Here is a 13,874-nt window from a genome sequence, read left to right on the forward strand (position 1 = left end):
GACCCGGTCGCGGGCTCTGGCCGACGCCGGGCCTTGGCCGGTCACCACGCGTGAGGCGGTCGCTCGCGAGACGCCTGCCGCCCGTGCCACGTCGTCCAGAGTCGCGGTGTGTGTACCCGTCATCTCACCAGTATTGCGGTGGAAGCGCTTCCACGGATGAGCTACTACTTTGACGGGTGACGAAGGGGGAACCGGATGACGACCACGCTGCCGCGCAGCCAGATCCGCGCCGCCGCGGCCGGTGTGGCGGTCACGTTCGGGCTCAACGGAGTCGCGGTGGCGACCTGGTTCGCCCGCGTGCCCGCCGCCCGCGACGCGCTGGGCCTGACCGCGGGTGCGCTCGGGATGTTGCTGCTGGCGATGTCGGTCGGCGCCTGCCTCGCGATGCTGACCGCGGGAGAGGTCACGCACCGGCTAGGGCCACGGCGTGCCGTGTGCGTGTCGGCGGTGATGGTCGCGGCGGGGCTCGCGGTGGCCGGTGCCGGTATCGGCGCCTGGCCGTCGGTGCCGCTGACGGCGGTGGGGATCTTCGTGCTCGGGTACGGGTCCGGCACGTGCGACGTGGCGATGAACGTGGAGGCCGCGGAGGTGGAGCGCGCGCTCGGGCGGGCGGTCATGCCGCGGTTCCACGCGATGTGGAGCCTGGGCACCGTGCTCGCCGCCGGGCTGGCGTCCTTGGTGGCGTGGGCGGCCCTGCCGGTGACGTGGCATCTGGCCGTTGTGGCGGTGGTGGTCGCGGGCGGCACCTTGGTGGCCGCGCGGGAGTACCGGTTCGGCGGTGGCGAGACACACGGCCGTGGCAGTGGAGTCATGGCCGCGTGGCGGGAACCGCGCACGCTGCTGATCGGGTTGCTCGTGCTGGTGCTGGCGTTCACCGAGGGCACCGCGAACGACTGGGTGGCGGTGGCGTTCGTCGACGGTCATGCGTTCGATCCCGCGGCGGGCGCGGTCGTCTTCGCCGTGTTCGTCACGACGATGACGGTGGGGCGCCTGACCGGAACCGTGGCGCTGGACCGGTGGGGACGCGTGCCGGTGTTGATCGTCAGCATGCTGCTGGCCGCCGCCGGAGCCACGGTGGCGGTGCTGGCCGGATCATCGGCGGTGGCGGTCGCCGGTGTCGCGTTGTGGGGGCTCGGGGCGGCTCTGGGGTTCCCGATGGGGATGAGTGCGGCTGCGGACGACCCCGCGTACGCGGCCGCGCGGGTCAGCGTGGTGGCGGTCATCGGCTACACCGCGTTCCTCGCCGGGCCGCCGCTCGTCGGCCTGATCGGTGACGAGGTGGGTGTCCTGCGGGCACTGCTGGTGGTGCCGCTGCTGTTGTTGCCCGCGTTGGCACTCGTGCCTGCGATGCGGCCACCTCGGGCCGGTTCGGAACAATAGAGGGCGTGCCGGCCGCCCGAACCCCTGAGACGTCGCCGTCATCGGGTTCGGCGACCGGCCGCCGGCGGCTCGAGCCGGCCACCACAGACCGCCGTGCGCCGACCTGTCCGCGAGATGGGTGCCCCCGGCGCGCAAGCCCTGCCCGGCTCACCTCGGCGGCACCCGTTCCGCGCCCCGGCCACATGACACGACGTGGCCTGCCGTGCCGATCGGATCAGAAGATGATCTCGCAGTTGGACAGCGACTCGAAGCGCGAGTCGCAGCGGTCGGCCTGGCCGGCGCCGCCGTCACCGACGTCCTGCCCAGCCGGGTCGGTCAGCGTGTCGTTGCCCGCATCGCCGTTGACGATGTCGTTTCCGGCGCCTCCGTCGAGATCGTCGACGCCCGCGCCACCGTTGAGACGGTCGTTGCCGTTGCCGCCGCTCATGCGGTCGGCGCCGTTCTGCCCGTTGAGCGTGTCGCTGCCGTCGCCACCGCTCACGGAGTCCGCGCCCGGTCCGGCGTTGACAGTGTCGTCACCCATACCCGACTCGATGATGTCGGCGCCGGCACCGCCGATAAGCCGATCGTGGCCCGCTCCGCCGTCGAGGCGGTCCGGGCCGTCACCACCGAGGAGCGTGTCGTTGCCCGCCTCGCCGTTGAGCGTGTCCGCACCCGCTTCTCCTGTGGCCCAGTCATTTCCGTTGCCGCCGAAGAACTCGTCGCGCCCGCACCCAGGCAGGCCGTGTCGTTGCCGTTGAGACCGAACACCACGTCGTCGCCGCCCAGCGTGACGAAGACGTCCGGTCCGTTCGTGCCGAACAGGACGTCGTTGCCGTTCGTCCCGACTTGCGTGGCGTTCAGGCCGTTGCACGTCTGCTGGGGCTGCGCCCCTGCGACACCGGTCGGCCAGAGCACCAGACCCGCCGCCACGAGAACGGCGGGCAAAACTGATCTTCGACATTCGCTCATGACAGCAGTCTCTTGCCGTGCGGGGCGCTGATCCAAGGGGCCAAATCTCGGTGGCCCAACGGTTCTCTCCACTACCTGAGCTCATAGGCGCGCATTATCGTCTGCTGCACCGAGTTGTCGCCGGCGTCGGTCGCGGTCGTGCGCAACGACACCGTGCGGGCGCCCGGCGGATGGTGCAGGACCGCGTCCCACCCGGTCGCGGTGGGGATGAGCTGTACGGGATACCACGTGCCGCCATCGTCGTAGGAGGCGAACACCGAGATCCCCATGATCGTGGACGGTGGCGCGCCGGCGACGCGCTGCACAGTGACCGGCACGCGGAGTTCCTGCCCTGCCGGTGCGGTGTTGCGTTCGTCGACGGGTGGCGCGAACCGAACTACCTGAAGTGGCAACGAGATCTGCGTGGTGTCGTCGGCGTAGCCGGAGTGGAACGTCCACTCGGCACTGATCCGCCGCGACAACGGCGTACCTGGCGCCGACTGCTCCGCGTCCACAACGAGCCGGTACCGCCCTGGTTCTGCGGGGACCTGGGCCCACGCGCTGACGTTGCCGAACGGAAGGGAACCCGGTCCGATGAGGTCGTGATCGCGGAACAACGACACGGTGCCCGTCATGCCGGGCAGGTAGCCGGAGTGGTCCGGCGACTGGTCGCCGTACAGCGGGATCTGGAACAGGACGGTGTTGCCGAAACGGTAGGCGGTGCTGTCGACCGGGGCGAGACTCGGACCGAACACCGCGGCGTTCCACCGCTCGGCGACCCGCCCGGCCGCCGGGTAGGTGGTGTTGGCGATCTGTTGCGACAAAAAGGTTTCACCGTCGTCGGTGTAGGTGTTGAAGTAGGTGTACCAGATCCACGGTCCTGGCGAACGGTATTCGGTGCGCACGCCGGGCAGCGGCACCTTGAGGGAGTTCCACGGGACGACGAACCACCCGTCCGAGATCGGCGAGACGGTCTTGACGGCGTGCTGCCGCACGGAACCCTGGGCTGCGCTTCTGGCTTCGACGACCGCGAGCTGGTCGTCGCGCACCGTCCACATCGGTGTGGGGATGTCGCCGACCGACGGGAAGACGAGGTGGTAGGAGTCCTTTTCGGACACCAGGACCGTGCCGAACGTGCTGCGGCAGCTCGAACCGCTCTCGTCCTTCGCCGGCGCGACGCGCAGGTCGCTCAGACGTGCCGCCGCGGCGCTGAACATCGCCTTGCCCGCCGGGGTGTCGCAGGCGACGGTCAGCATCGCGCCGAGGTCCGTGCTCCCCGGCCGGTCCACGGTGACCTCGGACCGGCGTGCGGTTCTCGCGTCGAGCACGAACGTGCTGTCCTGGCGGATCGAGACAGGGCGGACGATCGCGGAGACCTGCCAGGTGTCCGGCTTCTGCCCCTGCTCGAAGACGTTGGTGGCCACCAGATGGCGGCCTGCCGGAACCCGTGCCGACACCCTGCCGTCCTCGCGCTGCACGAACCGGCAGCGCTCACCGGTTTCGAGACCGACGCAGATCGGGTAGCCGGTGGCGGCCTTCCCCGCGCTGTCCAGCGTGACCAGGTCGATGTCGTGGTGCGGCACAGCCTCCTTGGTCAATGCGATCGGCACCCGGACCACGGTGTGGTCGTCCGCCGAGGAGCCGACCAGCCAGCCGCTGTAGTTGCCCGGTGGCGCGGAGGTGCGCGCGCCTGCCCGCACGGTGACCTCCGCGGTGCCCGCGGCCGGTACGACCACGGTGTCCGCGCCAGTGCCGAACATGCCGGCCGGAGCGGGTTTTCCGTTGCTGTCGCGCACATCCACCGCGAGCCGGAGGGCGACCGCCGCCGTTGCGGTGTTGTGGACCGTCACGACCTGGCTCAGCTCGTCGTCGTAGACCTGGCCGAAACTCACCCCGCCCGGACTCGCGTGAACGGTCTGGCGCAGGATCCTCGCCACGTCGACCCGCCCGGCGCCCTGCGCGTACACGGTCTCTCCGGGTAGTGCCTTGGAAGTGCTCATCAGCGCTGCCTTGAGCTCCGGTGCCTTCCATCCCGGCCGGCTCTCGGCCAGCACCGCGGCCGCCGCGGCGACGTGCGGCGCCGCCATCGACGTTCCGGACGCCGTCGTGTGACGGTCGTCCACCGGCGTGCCCATCTCTGTGCCGTTGGCCCGTGCCGCGGTGATGTCGACGCCCGGCGCGGCGATCTCGGGCTTGAGCAAGCTGTCGAAGGCACGCGGACCGCGCGAGGAGAACCCGGCGACCACGTCCTGCTTGGTCACCGCGCCCACGGTGAGCGCTTCCCGTGCGGCGGCGGGCGAGCCCATGACTGAAGGATTGTTTCCGGCCGCGACGACGAACAAGGCTCCCGTCTGCTTCGTGAGCCGGTCGACGGCGACCGACATGACGTCGTCACCCGCGCTGGGCACGCTGGTGCCCAGACTGAGGTTCACGACCTGGGCACCGTTCCCCGCCGCCCACTCCATGCCCGCGACGACCCACGACACGTACCCGGAGCCCCAGTCGTCCAGCACCTTGCCGGACAGCAGCGACGTCGCGGGCGCACCACCGCGGAAGTGGCCGCCGGACGCGGCTCCCGTTCCCCGGATGATCGAGGACACGTGGGTGCCGTGACCGTACCTGTCGGCAGTGCCGCTGGGGCTGCCGGTGAAGTCGCGCTGCGCCACGACAGCGCCGGTGATGTCGGGATGGTCCGCGTCCACGCCGGTGTCCAGCACCGCGACCTTGACACCCTTGCCGGTGTACCCGGCCGACCACGCCGCGGGCATGCCGATCTGCGGCATGCTGTCCCGCAGCGAGACCTGCACCTTGTGGTCGAGCCACACTCTGCTCACGCCAGGACCGGTGAGCGCTGACCAGGTCGACGCCGCCCGCGCCGCCGGCACGCGCACGGCGGAACCCGGCAGGCTCTCCAGCCTCCGTGCTGTGCCAAGTGATGCGGCTTGCTCGTCGTGCTGCACCACCAGCCGCAGTTCGGCGCCGTCGCCCTCCGCCAGGAGCCGTGGCACGTCGAAGAGCTGCTCGTCGAGCTTCCCGGCCGCGACCAGCCTGGCCGCATCGGCGGGAATGACGTAATGGTGGCCGGAGATCCCGTACTGCAGGAACTGGACTTCACCACGCCCGTTCCCGGCCCGCGGCAGGTAGACGGCGGGTCCGCCGGGAACTCTGCGCTCCACCACCTGGTCACCGGTGACCAGCGTGACGGTTCTGTCCTTTTCGGACGGTGGGGCAGGGGCGGCCGGGGAAGGTGGTACGACGGCGAGTGACACGAACAACCCGCACCCGGCCACCACCACACGTAGTCGTCGCATGTCGTTGTGCTCCAGAAGGTTCGGCATTCACAAGTGACAGCGACCGGTCTACGTGACCCGGTGCGGGCGGGGAGGGGCCAGCGCGGACTGGCCCCTTCCCTCAGGCCGAGTTATTGGTGTAGACCAATTCAGTGACCACGGTGGAGGTGGCGGACATGCCGAAATTCGCTCGGTTCAGCCTGGACGGAGTCCGGAGGTTGAGCTCTGTCGCGGAGTTCCACTGGACGGACCCGTCGGTCACGCTCGTTCGCGTCGATGCGAAGGGAGTCGTCCGGCAGGCGAAGTCACTGGCCGAGAAGCGCGCCATGCTCGGCGTCGCGTCGGAGCACGACCTGGTGCTGGCCGGAGGGCGCGAGGTCGTGGCGGTCGACGACATCTCCGCGGCGCGTGCGGCTCTGGTTCGCCCCGAGCGCGGACCGAGGACCTGACCTGCGCGCGGTGCTGGTCACCGTGCGGCGACGACGCGGACCGTCTCCAGGTCGGAATCGGTGGGGTCGGGCAGGTACATGCCCGCGGCCTTGCCGCTGCGCAGGTAGTCGACGACCGGCCGGGTGATCACCTCACCCGGCAGCGCGGCGGGCACACCGGGCGGATAGGGGCTGATGGTCTCCGCGCAGATCCGGCCCACGGCGTCTTTGATCGAGACGTGTTCGGCATTGGCGAAGAACGCGTCCCTGGGCGGCATGACCTGGTCCAGTTCGAGCTCTCCCGGATCGGGGATCTCGACCGGCTTCGCGGCCGGGAGGCCGGCGCCGAGCATGGCCTTGAGCGCGTCGACGAGCCGCCCGGTGGTGCCGGTGTCGTCGCCGACGGTGATCTGCGCGGCGATCCGCCGGTGGTCGGACAGCCCGACGTCGACGTGGCAGTGCGCCCGCAGCCACTCCGCCGCGGAGTAACCGGAGATGCCGAGGTCCCGCAGGTCGATCACGATCTTCAACGGATCGTGATCGAACGCCTTGCCCGTGCCGACGACGTCGTCGGCCGACACGATGCGCAGGCCGAGCGCCGCGAGCCGTTGCCGGGTGCTCGCACACAGGTCGAGCGCGCGGTCGAGCAGCTGCTCACCGTGCAGAGCCATCTGCCTGCGCCACCCGTCCAGGCATCCGTAGATCAGCGACGACGGGCTCGTGGTGTCGAGCAGGTCGGCCCGCATGGCCAGCACGCCGGGGTCGACGCGGTCGCCGCGCAGGTGGTAGACGGAGCTCTGCTCCAGCCCGGCGCCCATCTTGTGCACGGACGTGACGCACAGGTCCGCGCCCGCGTCCATCGCCCACGCGGGCAGGCCGGGATGGAAGGGCAGGTGAGCGCCCCAGGCCTCGTCCACGATCAGCGTCTTGTCGTGAGCGTGACAGACGTCGGCGACTCCCCGGATGTCCGCGCAGGTGCCGTAGTCCGTGGGCGTGATCAGCAGCATGCCCTTGGTGTCCGGTGCCTTGCGGCAGGCCTCCTCGACCTCGTCCGGCCCCGGCGGGTACGCCCACTCCCACGCCGGATCCCACCGAGGATGCACCCACACCGGGTCAACGCCACTGATGATCAGACCGGCCACGACGGACTTGTGCGCGTTGCGCGACACCAGCAACCGCTCACCCGGCGCGGCGACCGTGATGATGCACGTCTTCACCGACAACGAGCTGCCGCACGTGGAGAAGTAGGCGCGGTTGGCGCCGACGGCGTCCGCCATCAGGTCCTCGGCGTCGGCGATGACGTTGCCGCTCATCTCCCTGTCGTCGAGTCCGTTGAGCTTGATGAGGTCCGCGCTGAACACGTCGGGCCCGAGCACCTGCAGGACCTGGGGATCCACTCCGCGACCCTGCTTGTGGCCGGGCGGGATGAACCCGATGTGGTCTTCGCGGCGATAACGCTCGATCGCCTCGAGCACCGGCGCACTGCTGTGGTCCATCGGCCGCACCCTCCCGCTCGGATGATCGCCGTGTACCCGGGTCGTTGCGGGACTAGTCGGATGTCGCCGATTCAGGTGACGGGAAGCGCGCCTGCCTGGTCTCCCGTTGGAACCGGCGGTAGAAGTCCGTCATCACCGCGGCGACCGGGGCGTGGCGGGTGAGGATCGCGGCGACCTGCGGCGGAACTCCCGCTGGCTGCTCCCCTCGGGCACACGCGCGAACGAACGCGGTGAAGTCGTCCCCCTTGTAGCCGTACAGCTCGGCGATGAGCCACATCACCAGGTGTGTGACGGTGTAGCAACGGTCATAGGTCTGGTGGTCGGCGAAGAAGCGGACCTCGTCTTCGGACAGGGTGAAGCTGGAGGAGATCGCGAGGCCGTAGTCCGCGAAGTACAGACGCTCGCCGTCGGTGAGGATGTTCTGGAAGTGGGCATCGAAGTGCAGCAGACCACGGGCGTTCATGAACGAGGTCCCAGCCTGCAGTTGCCTCTCCGCCATCGCGCAGGCACTCTCGTCGCCGGCTTTGACCTGAGCGCGCAGCCAGTCGTGCAGGTTGTGCGGGATGTACTCCAGGAACAGCGCGATGCTCGCCGAGGACTCTCGCAGAGCCTCGATCCGGCGGCGTACCTCCGATCCGCCTCCCCAGTAGGCGACAGCGGACTCCACGTCGGCCAGTTCCTCGGGAAGCGACTGCCCGGGGTGTGGCAGCACGCGCCAGTGGTACATCAACGGGAAGCCCTCGTAGTCCTGTGAGAGCACCCAGTTCGTCGTCATGGTGTGCACGGCCAGCTCCCGCCAGGCCCCGAAGCCCGGCCCACCGATGATCCCGACGCCGTAGTGGCAGAAGGCAGGCAGGCCGAAGAGGTTCGCCGTGGACAGGACGTTCTCCGGCTGCCTTTCCAGATCGGTCAGCGGCACCCGCTTGACGAAGACCGGCGTCCCACCGACGTCCAGCAGCGCCGACGTCCCGCCGATACCGGACCCCATCGGCTCAGCCCCGTCCACGAGGTCGCGCAGTTCACGATCACTGCACAGCGTCAGCGCCTTGGAGACGGCTCCGTGAGCGGCCAGCCGTGCACCGTGCGACATGTCCAGTGTCGAGTTCACGCGTTGGCCAACTCGTCGAGCACCTCGGCGTGGCACGGCAGCGGTACGCACCAGCAGCCGAGCCGGCGGCCGCGCAGTTCGGGAAGGCGTGCGAGCAGGTCGGGTCGGTCGAGCAGCCACGCGCGGTACTCCCGCATGACCTCTTCGCGCGTGCCGTCCTTGCCTGGCCGGAACGGGTTCGCGAACGGTGAGGCGTCGAGGTGCCATCCGCCGCGATGCATCGCCCTGCCGACGTACACGACGTCCGCGTAGTCCGGGTCGTCGCGGTGTCCCTTGAGGTTGACCACGGTCATCGGTCCATCATCGGGCAGATCGCCGTGCCCGCACTGGTCGTGCACGGCGATCTCGACCCGGTACCCGCCTGATCAGGGCAGGGTGACGAACGGGCGCAGGAAGTCCCTCGCGCCAGGGGTGTCCAGCCGGTAGACGACGTTCGTCGCGTAGCACGGCGAGTCACCGGTGATCGTCGTGGCCGCGAGGGTCCGCTTGCCGTTGATCGTGGCGAAGTTCGGGCCACCGGAGTCGCCGTAGCAGGCACCACCGTTGCCCTGCGGCGCGGTCATGGCGAGCCGCACCCAGGCGTTGTTCAGCGCGTTGAAGGTCACCGGCGCCTTCATCCGGACGCCACCACCGGGATGGGTGTGCCCACCGGGACCGCGGCGGGCCTCCTGCGTGCCGTATCCGGCGACGATCCAGGACGTGTCGTCGAGGCCCTGCGGACCGAGCTCGCCCAGCCGGTTCGCGGTGGGCAGCGTCGCCGGGGTGAACGACCACCGTGCCTTCATCTGCTGCGCGGACACCTGCACGACGGCGATGTCGTGCGTGTCCTCCGCGGAGCCGGGGTAGGCGGGATGGTTGTGCGCCGTGCCTGGCACCGCGACCGCGGCGGCGATCTGCGCCGGAGTGCCCGTGGCGGTGTCGAGTGCGGTCTGTACGTCCTGGTGCAGCGACACGTAGAACTTCACGTTCGCCGGCCAGTCACTCGTGCAGTGCGCGGCGGTGAGGAACGTGTCGGCGTCGATCATGGTTCCGCTGCAGACCCAGTCGACGCGGTCCGGGGTCGCCGGGTTGTCGTCGTTGTCCCACGTCGCGACGAGCGCACCGACCTCGGTGCGCTCTGGCGCGGGCGTGGCGTTGTAGGAGTTGATCGCGGACGCGGGCAGAGCGGACACCACGAGGAACGCGGCGGTCACCGCGGTCGTTCTCATCAAACGCATGCTGAAGCCCTTTCGACGGCGTGCGCGGATTCAACCTCCGCGCACGCTGCGGCAACAGCTTTCACAGATGACGTGACCCGCCAAGACGCAGAGCCGAGACCAGGAAGAAGACGCCACCGATCGCCGCGTAGCCGGCGAGGTTGCTCAGCGTCGCGCCCTCGCTGGTCGCCTGCAGGATGAACGACGTTCCCGCGACCGTGGAGATCGCGCCGCTGATGATCATCGGCCACTGTCCGCCGAGGCTCCTGCGGGTGACACCCGCTGCGAGCTGTGCCAGGCCGGACACGATCGCCCAAGCGCCCCACACCCGCAGAAACCGCCGGGATGCCGGACAGCACGGCGAACGTCAGGCCTGCTGCCGCCAGGGAACTGACGGCGATGTTGGCGTAGAGGGCAGCGGACGCTCGTCCAGCTCGTGACGTGCGGCTGTCGACCACGACGGCGGCCGCGTCGAAGAGCGGGTAGAGCACCAGCAGCGTGCCGCTGACCGGCCCGATCTCGGTCGCGGTGAGGAACAGCACGACCGCCCACGTGACGGCGAAGCCGAAGCGGACGAGGTACAGCGTGCGGAGGGCGGGGGCGAGGCTTGCGGGTGACGCAGCGCCGATGCTCACGAGGTGTCCTTGAGGTAGGGAGAACGTTCTTTCTACTTCGAGGTTGTCAGCGCGCGGTCGCAGTTGTCAAGACCGAACGTTCTCTCTGCTAGCGTGGCCGGGGTGACTCGCACCGTGTCCGATGCCCGGTCTCGCCTGCTCGGGACCGCCAGCCGGCTGTTCTACGCGGAGGGACTGCACTCCGTCGGAGTGGACCGCATCCTCGCCGAGGCGAAGGTGACCCGCGCGACGATGTACCGGCACTTCGCCGGCAAGGAAGACCTGGTCGTCGCGTACCTCGGGGAGGCGGACCGGGCAATGCGCCAGCACGTCGAGGCCGCTGTGGCCGGGGCGTCAAGCGACTCGGACGCCGTTCGCCGTGTCGCGCGGGCAATCGCCGAGCACATCCGCACCGAGGGGTTTCGCGGCTGCGCTTTCCTCAACGCCGTGGCCGAGTACCCCGACCCCGCTCATCCCGTGCATGTGGCGGTGCTGGAACACCGCCGGTGGTTCCTCAACACCGTCACGGCCTTGCTCGCGCGCGTCGGGGACACCCCCGCCGAGCTCCACGGCAGGCACTTCGTCATGCTGCGCGACGGTGCGATGGCGTCAGGGTGCCTCTCGGACCCCGGCCCGATCGGCGACACCTTCCTCGACGCGGTCGAGGGCATTCTCGCGGCGCGCAGCACCTGAGGCGCCTCACGCGTTCGCGACGCGGCGTCCGGGGACCGAGACCAGTCCGCGCCCGGTGGTCAGCGGCAGGTCGAGTGCGGTGAGCAGGCCGGGCGGGGCGTCGACGACCGCGGGAACGGCGTTGACCAGACGCATGGCGGTGGACGCCACGCCCGCGGTGTTGTGGTCGCCGTCGCCACCGATCAGTCGCAGGTCCAGCACGTAGTTGGGTTCACCGGTGATCTCCACGCGGTAGCAGCCGGTGCCTGCCGGCTGCGGCCAGTCCGGCGCGAGGTCAGGGCGCAGTCTGGTGACGTGTTCGAGCACGAGCACCGGTTGATCCGCGATCATGCCGCTGACGGTGAACCGCAGTGCCGCCATGGTGCCCTCGGCGATCGTGCGGCCTCCGGCCGTGAACGGTTCCGGCGCCGGGAACCGCTCGTGGTGTTCGACGACCGAGTCCAGCGGAACGTCCAGGGCGGCGGCCAGCTGGCGGACCACGCTGCCCCAGGCGAGCGACAGCACGCCGGGTTGCAGCAGCAGGGGAGTGTGGTCGAGCGGTGTGCCGAAGCCCATGATGTCGAACAGCACCAACGGGTTGTCGTAGGTGGAGTAGTCCGTGATCTCCGAGCAGCGGATCATGTCGATGCGCTGACAGGTGCCGGACAACAGCAGCGGCAGCCAGTCGTTGGCCCAGCCGGGGTCGATTCCGTTGACCCACAACGAACTTCCGCCCTCGATGGCGGCCTGTCGAACGGGCTCGATCAGCTCGGGTGGCACGGTGCCCTCGGGGTAGGACAGGAACACCGGACCACTGGCCACCACGTTGATGCCTGCCCGCAGCAACAGACACAGGTCGTCGATCGCCTCGTTCAACCGGTTGTCGGCCATCGCCGTGTAGACCACGCAGTCGGGCTTGGCCGCGATCAGTTGGTCGGCGTCCGTGGTCGCGTGGATCCCGAGTGGACGGTCCGCGCCGGCCAGTTCTCCCGCGTCACGGCCGTTCTTGGCGGGGTTGGACACCCACACGCCCGCCAGCTCGAGGTCGGGGTGGTCGATGATGCCGCGCAACGCCCACTTGCCGACGTTGCCGGTGCTCCACTGCACCACGCGATACGTCACGTGTGTCTCCTAGGGTTGCCGGCCGCAGAGATCAGGGCTCAGAGATCGGGAAGGTTGAAGTCGAGGTTGGGCGCGCCGATGCCGCCGTCGACCCGCAGCACCGATCCCGTGGTGTAGCCGGATGCCCGTGACGCCAGGAACAGCACCGCGGCCGCGACCTCGTCGGGGTGTCCCAGCCGGCGCAGCGGCGTCGCCTGTTCCATCGAGGTCCTGATCTTCTCGTCGCGTGCGACCACGTCCAGCGCCGAGGTGTGGACCGAGCCCACGTCGATCGCGTTCACCCTGATCCGCGGCGCGAGGTCGGTGGCGGCCAGGCGCGTGTAGTGGGTCAGGGCCGCCTTCGCCGTGCCGTAGGCCAGGAACCCGCGACCGGCGAGCCTGCCCATCACGGAGGCGATGTTGACCACCGACCCGCCACCGCTGTCGAGCATGAGCGGTACCGCCGCGCTGGTCAGTGCGTGCGCGGTGGTGACGTTGAAGTGGAAGGCGTCTTCCAGGTAGTCCGGTGTCGTCGTCAGGAACGTGTTCGGCATGGTGCCGCCCACGTTGTTCACCACCACGTCCAGCCGCCCGAACCGCTCGGCGGCCATGTGCGCCAGCGCGGCCACGGCGTCCACATCGGACAGATCTGCCGGAACGACGACGGCTCTCCGCCCCAATGCCTCGATCTTGCCGGCGACCTCCGCCAACTGCTCCGCGGTGCGCGAGCTGATCACCACGTCCGCGCCCGCCTCTGCCAGCGCTATCGCCGATGCCGCGCCGATGCCGCGGCCCGCGCCGGTCACCACGGCCACCGCATCGGGCAACCCGAACATGTCTGTCACCACCCGGCCACTGTTAAGCGCTGACGCTTAAAAGTCAAGATGCGCGTGTTAACGTGGTGCCGTGGGCAGCGCGGACGCCAGGGAACGGATCATCGTCGCCGCAGAGCGGTTGATCGCCGAGCACGGCACCGAGGTGCCGTTGCGCGACATCGCGACGGCCGCGGGCCAGCGCAACAACTCCGCGGTGCAGTACCACTTCGGCAGCAGGGACGGGCTGATCGACGCCGTCGCCGAGTACCGCATCGCCGACCTGGAGCAGCGTCGCCTCGAGTTGCTCACCGAGAGCGAGGCGCGCGGCGAACCGCAGGACGTCCGTGCCCTGGTTTCGGCACTGGTCGTGCCGATGCTGACCATCCCGTACGAACACGGCGCCACCCACTACGCGCGGTTCCTCGAACAGGTCCGCACTCACCCCGCACTGGCTGCGGACACCAACCTCGACCGGGCGGGGCGGGCCGCGGTCCGGCTGATCATCATGCGCCTCGACCGCGCGCTGCGAGACCTGTCGCCCGCGTTGCGGCGCCGACGGCTCCGCGTCCTTCCCACCGTGCTGTTCGCCCTGCTCGCCGACCGCGAGCGGGCCGTGTGCGCTGGCGATCTGCCGCCGGACGACCCGCACTCGGCCTCGGAGCTGGTCGACCTGATCATCGGCATGCTCGCCGCACCGGCGTCCGCCGCCGCGTCGCCGTAATGGTGTTTCACCCCAACGGTTCCGGCGGCAGCCAGGCGCTTTCCGGGGGCAGCGGAAGACGTTGGCGCCCGGCGTCGGTGATCGCGGTGCGGAACGCGGCCGCGGCCGGTGACAGCGGCCGGT

14 protein-coding genes and 1 pseudogene are annotated in these 13,874 nt (G+C 69.8%); 4 read left to right on the forward strand and 11 right to left on the reverse strand.

Annotation, left to right across the window (positions count from 1 at the left end; translation table 11 throughout):
• Positions 1 to 123: LacI family DNA-binding transcriptional regulator (locus FXN61_RS38975; RefSeq protein ID WP_167978922.1), on the reverse strand; the 123-nt coding region annotated here is incomplete at its 3' end.
• A gap of 72 nt (positions 124 to 195) precedes the next feature.
• Here FXN61_RS38975 and FXN61_RS38980 point away from each other — a divergent pair.
• A complete protein-coding gene (locus FXN61_RS38980) occupies positions 196 to 1,380 on the forward strand; it encodes an MFS transporter (RefSeq protein ID WP_167978923.1) in 1,185 nt (394 codons plus the stop codon).
• Between the two features lie 214 nt (positions 1,381 to 1,594).
• Here the strand turns inward: FXN61_RS38980 and FXN61_RS56680 are convergent, their stop codons facing one another.
• The 3 genes and pseudogenes from FXN61_RS56680 to FXN61_RS38990 all read right to left on the reverse strand — a co-directional run bounded on the left by FXN61_RS56680 (position 1,595) and on the right by FXN61_RS38990 (position 5,648).
• The gene (locus FXN61_RS56680; RefSeq protein WP_376770796.1) at positions 1,595 to 2,101 is read right to left on the reverse strand and encodes a calcium-binding protein; all 507 of its coding nucleotides are present in this window, start codon (positions 2,099 to 2,101) and stop codon (positions 1,595 to 1,597) included.
• 14 nt (positions 2,102 to 2,115) lie between these two features.
• A pseudogene (locus FXN61_RS56685) lies at positions 2,116 to 2,331 on the reverse strand (hypothetical protein); the annotation flags it as partial.
• Between the two features lie 71 nt (positions 2,332 to 2,402).
• On the reverse strand, positions 2,403 to 5,648 hold the full coding sequence (locus tag FXN61_RS38990) for a S8 family serine peptidase (RefSeq protein WP_167978925.1): 3,246 nt from the start codon (positions 5,646 to 5,648) through the stop codon (positions 2,403 to 2,405).
• A gap of 128 nt (positions 5,649 to 5,776) precedes the next feature.
• Here FXN61_RS38990 and FXN61_RS38995 point away from each other — a divergent pair, with 128 nt between their 5' ends.
• On the forward strand, positions 5,777 to 6,049 hold the full coding sequence (locus tag FXN61_RS38995; protein ID WP_167978926.1) for a hypothetical protein: 273 nt from the start codon (positions 5,777 to 5,779) through the stop codon (positions 6,047 to 6,049).
• A 17-nt stretch (positions 6,050 to 6,066) separates the two neighbouring features.
• Here the strand turns inward: FXN61_RS38995 and FXN61_RS39000 are convergent, their stop codons facing one another.
• The 5 genes from FXN61_RS39000 to FXN61_RS55910 all read right to left on the reverse strand — a co-directional run bounded on the left by FXN61_RS39000 (position 6,067) and on the right by FXN61_RS55910 (position 10,156).
• Entirely contained in the window at positions 6,067 to 7,524 is a 1,458-nt protein-coding gene (locus FXN61_RS39000; RefSeq protein ID WP_167978927.1) for an aminotransferase class I/II-fold pyridoxal phosphate-dependent enzyme, read from the reverse strand.
• 52 nt (positions 7,525 to 7,576) lie between these two features.
• Complete coding sequence (locus tag FXN61_RS39005; RefSeq protein ID WP_312878343.1) at positions 7,577 to 8,632, reverse strand: protein kinase family protein; 1,056 nt, start codon at positions 8,630 to 8,632, stop codon at positions 7,577 to 7,579.
• Entirely contained in the window at positions 8,629 to 8,925 is a 297-nt protein-coding gene (locus tag FXN61_RS39010) for a DUF4326 domain-containing protein (RefSeq protein ID WP_167978928.1), read from the reverse strand. The genes FXN61_RS39005 and FXN61_RS39010 overlap by 4 nt, the downstream gene beginning before the upstream one ends.
• Positions 8,926 to 8,997: 72 nt before the next feature.
• A complete protein-coding gene (locus tag FXN61_RS39015; RefSeq protein ID WP_246292600.1) occupies positions 8,998 to 9,840 on the reverse strand; it encodes a trypsin-like serine protease in 843 nt (280 codons plus the stop codon).
• 70 nt (positions 9,841 to 9,910) lie between these two features.
• Positions 9,911 to 10,156, reverse strand: coding sequence for a DUF308 domain-containing protein (locus tag FXN61_RS55910; RefSeq protein WP_312878344.1), 246 nt, complete (start codon positions 10,154 to 10,156; stop codon positions 9,911 to 9,913).
• Positions 10,157 to 10,577: 421 nt separating this feature from the next.
• Here FXN61_RS55910 and FXN61_RS39025 point away from each other — a divergent pair, with 421 nt between their 5' ends.
• Positions 10,578 to 11,135, forward strand: coding sequence for a TetR/AcrR family transcriptional regulator (locus FXN61_RS39025; protein WP_167978934.1), 558 nt, complete (start codon positions 10,578 to 10,580; stop codon positions 11,133 to 11,135).
• Positions 11,136 to 11,141: 6 nt separating this feature from the next.
• Here FXN61_RS39025 and FXN61_RS39030 read toward each other — a convergent pair whose 3' ends face one another.
• Positions 11,142 to 12,236, reverse strand: coding sequence for an NAD(P)H-dependent amine dehydrogenase family protein (locus FXN61_RS39030; RefSeq protein ID WP_167978930.1), 1,095 nt, complete (start codon positions 12,234 to 12,236; stop codon positions 11,142 to 11,144).
• A 38-nt stretch (positions 12,237 to 12,274) separates the two neighbouring features.
• A complete protein-coding gene (locus FXN61_RS39035; RefSeq protein ID WP_167978931.1) occupies positions 12,275 to 13,063 on the reverse strand; it encodes an SDR family oxidoreductase in 789 nt (262 codons plus the stop codon).
• Between the two features lie 58 nt (positions 13,064 to 13,121).
• Between FXN61_RS39035 and FXN61_RS39040 the strand changes: the two genes are divergently transcribed.
• Positions 13,122 to 13,751: a TetR/AcrR family transcriptional regulator gene (locus FXN61_RS39040; protein WP_167978932.1), complete on the forward strand. Its 630-nt coding sequence runs from the start codon at positions 13,122 to 13,124 to the stop codon at positions 13,749 to 13,751.
• Positions 13,752 to 13,874 lie beyond the last annotated feature (123 nt).

Source organism: Lentzea indica (assembly GCF_012184385.1).
GTDB lineage: Bacteria > Actinomycetota > Actinomycetes > Mycobacteriales > Pseudonocardiaceae > Lentzea > Lentzea indica.

What these genes read in the sequence shown, in the direction of transcription:
- FXN61_RS39000 (WP_167978927.1), bottom strand. Translation starts at nt 7,524, where the DNA reads ATGGACCACAGCAGTGCGCCGGTGCTCGAGGCGATCGAGCGTTATCGC.
- FXN61_RS39010 (WP_167978928.1), bottom strand. Translation starts at nt 8,925, where the DNA reads ATGACCGTGGTCAACCTCAAGGGACACCGCGACGACCCGGACTACGCG.
- FXN61_RS39015 (WP_246292600.1), bottom strand. Translation starts at nt 9,840, where the DNA reads ATGAGAACGACCGCGGTGACCGCCGCGTTCCTCGTGGTGTCCGCTCTG.
- FXN61_RS38995 (WP_167978926.1), top strand. Translation starts at nt 5,777, where the DNA reads ATGCCGAAATTCGCTCGGTTCAGCCTGGACGGAGTCCGGAGGTTGAGC.
- FXN61_RS38990 (WP_167978925.1), bottom strand. Translation starts at nt 5,648, where the DNA reads ATGCCGAACCTTCTGGAGCACAACGACATGCGACGACTACGTGTGGTG.
- FXN61_RS38980 (WP_167978923.1), top strand. Translation starts at nt 196, where the DNA reads ATGACGACCACGCTGCCGCGCAGCCAGATCCGCGCCGCCGCGGCCGGT.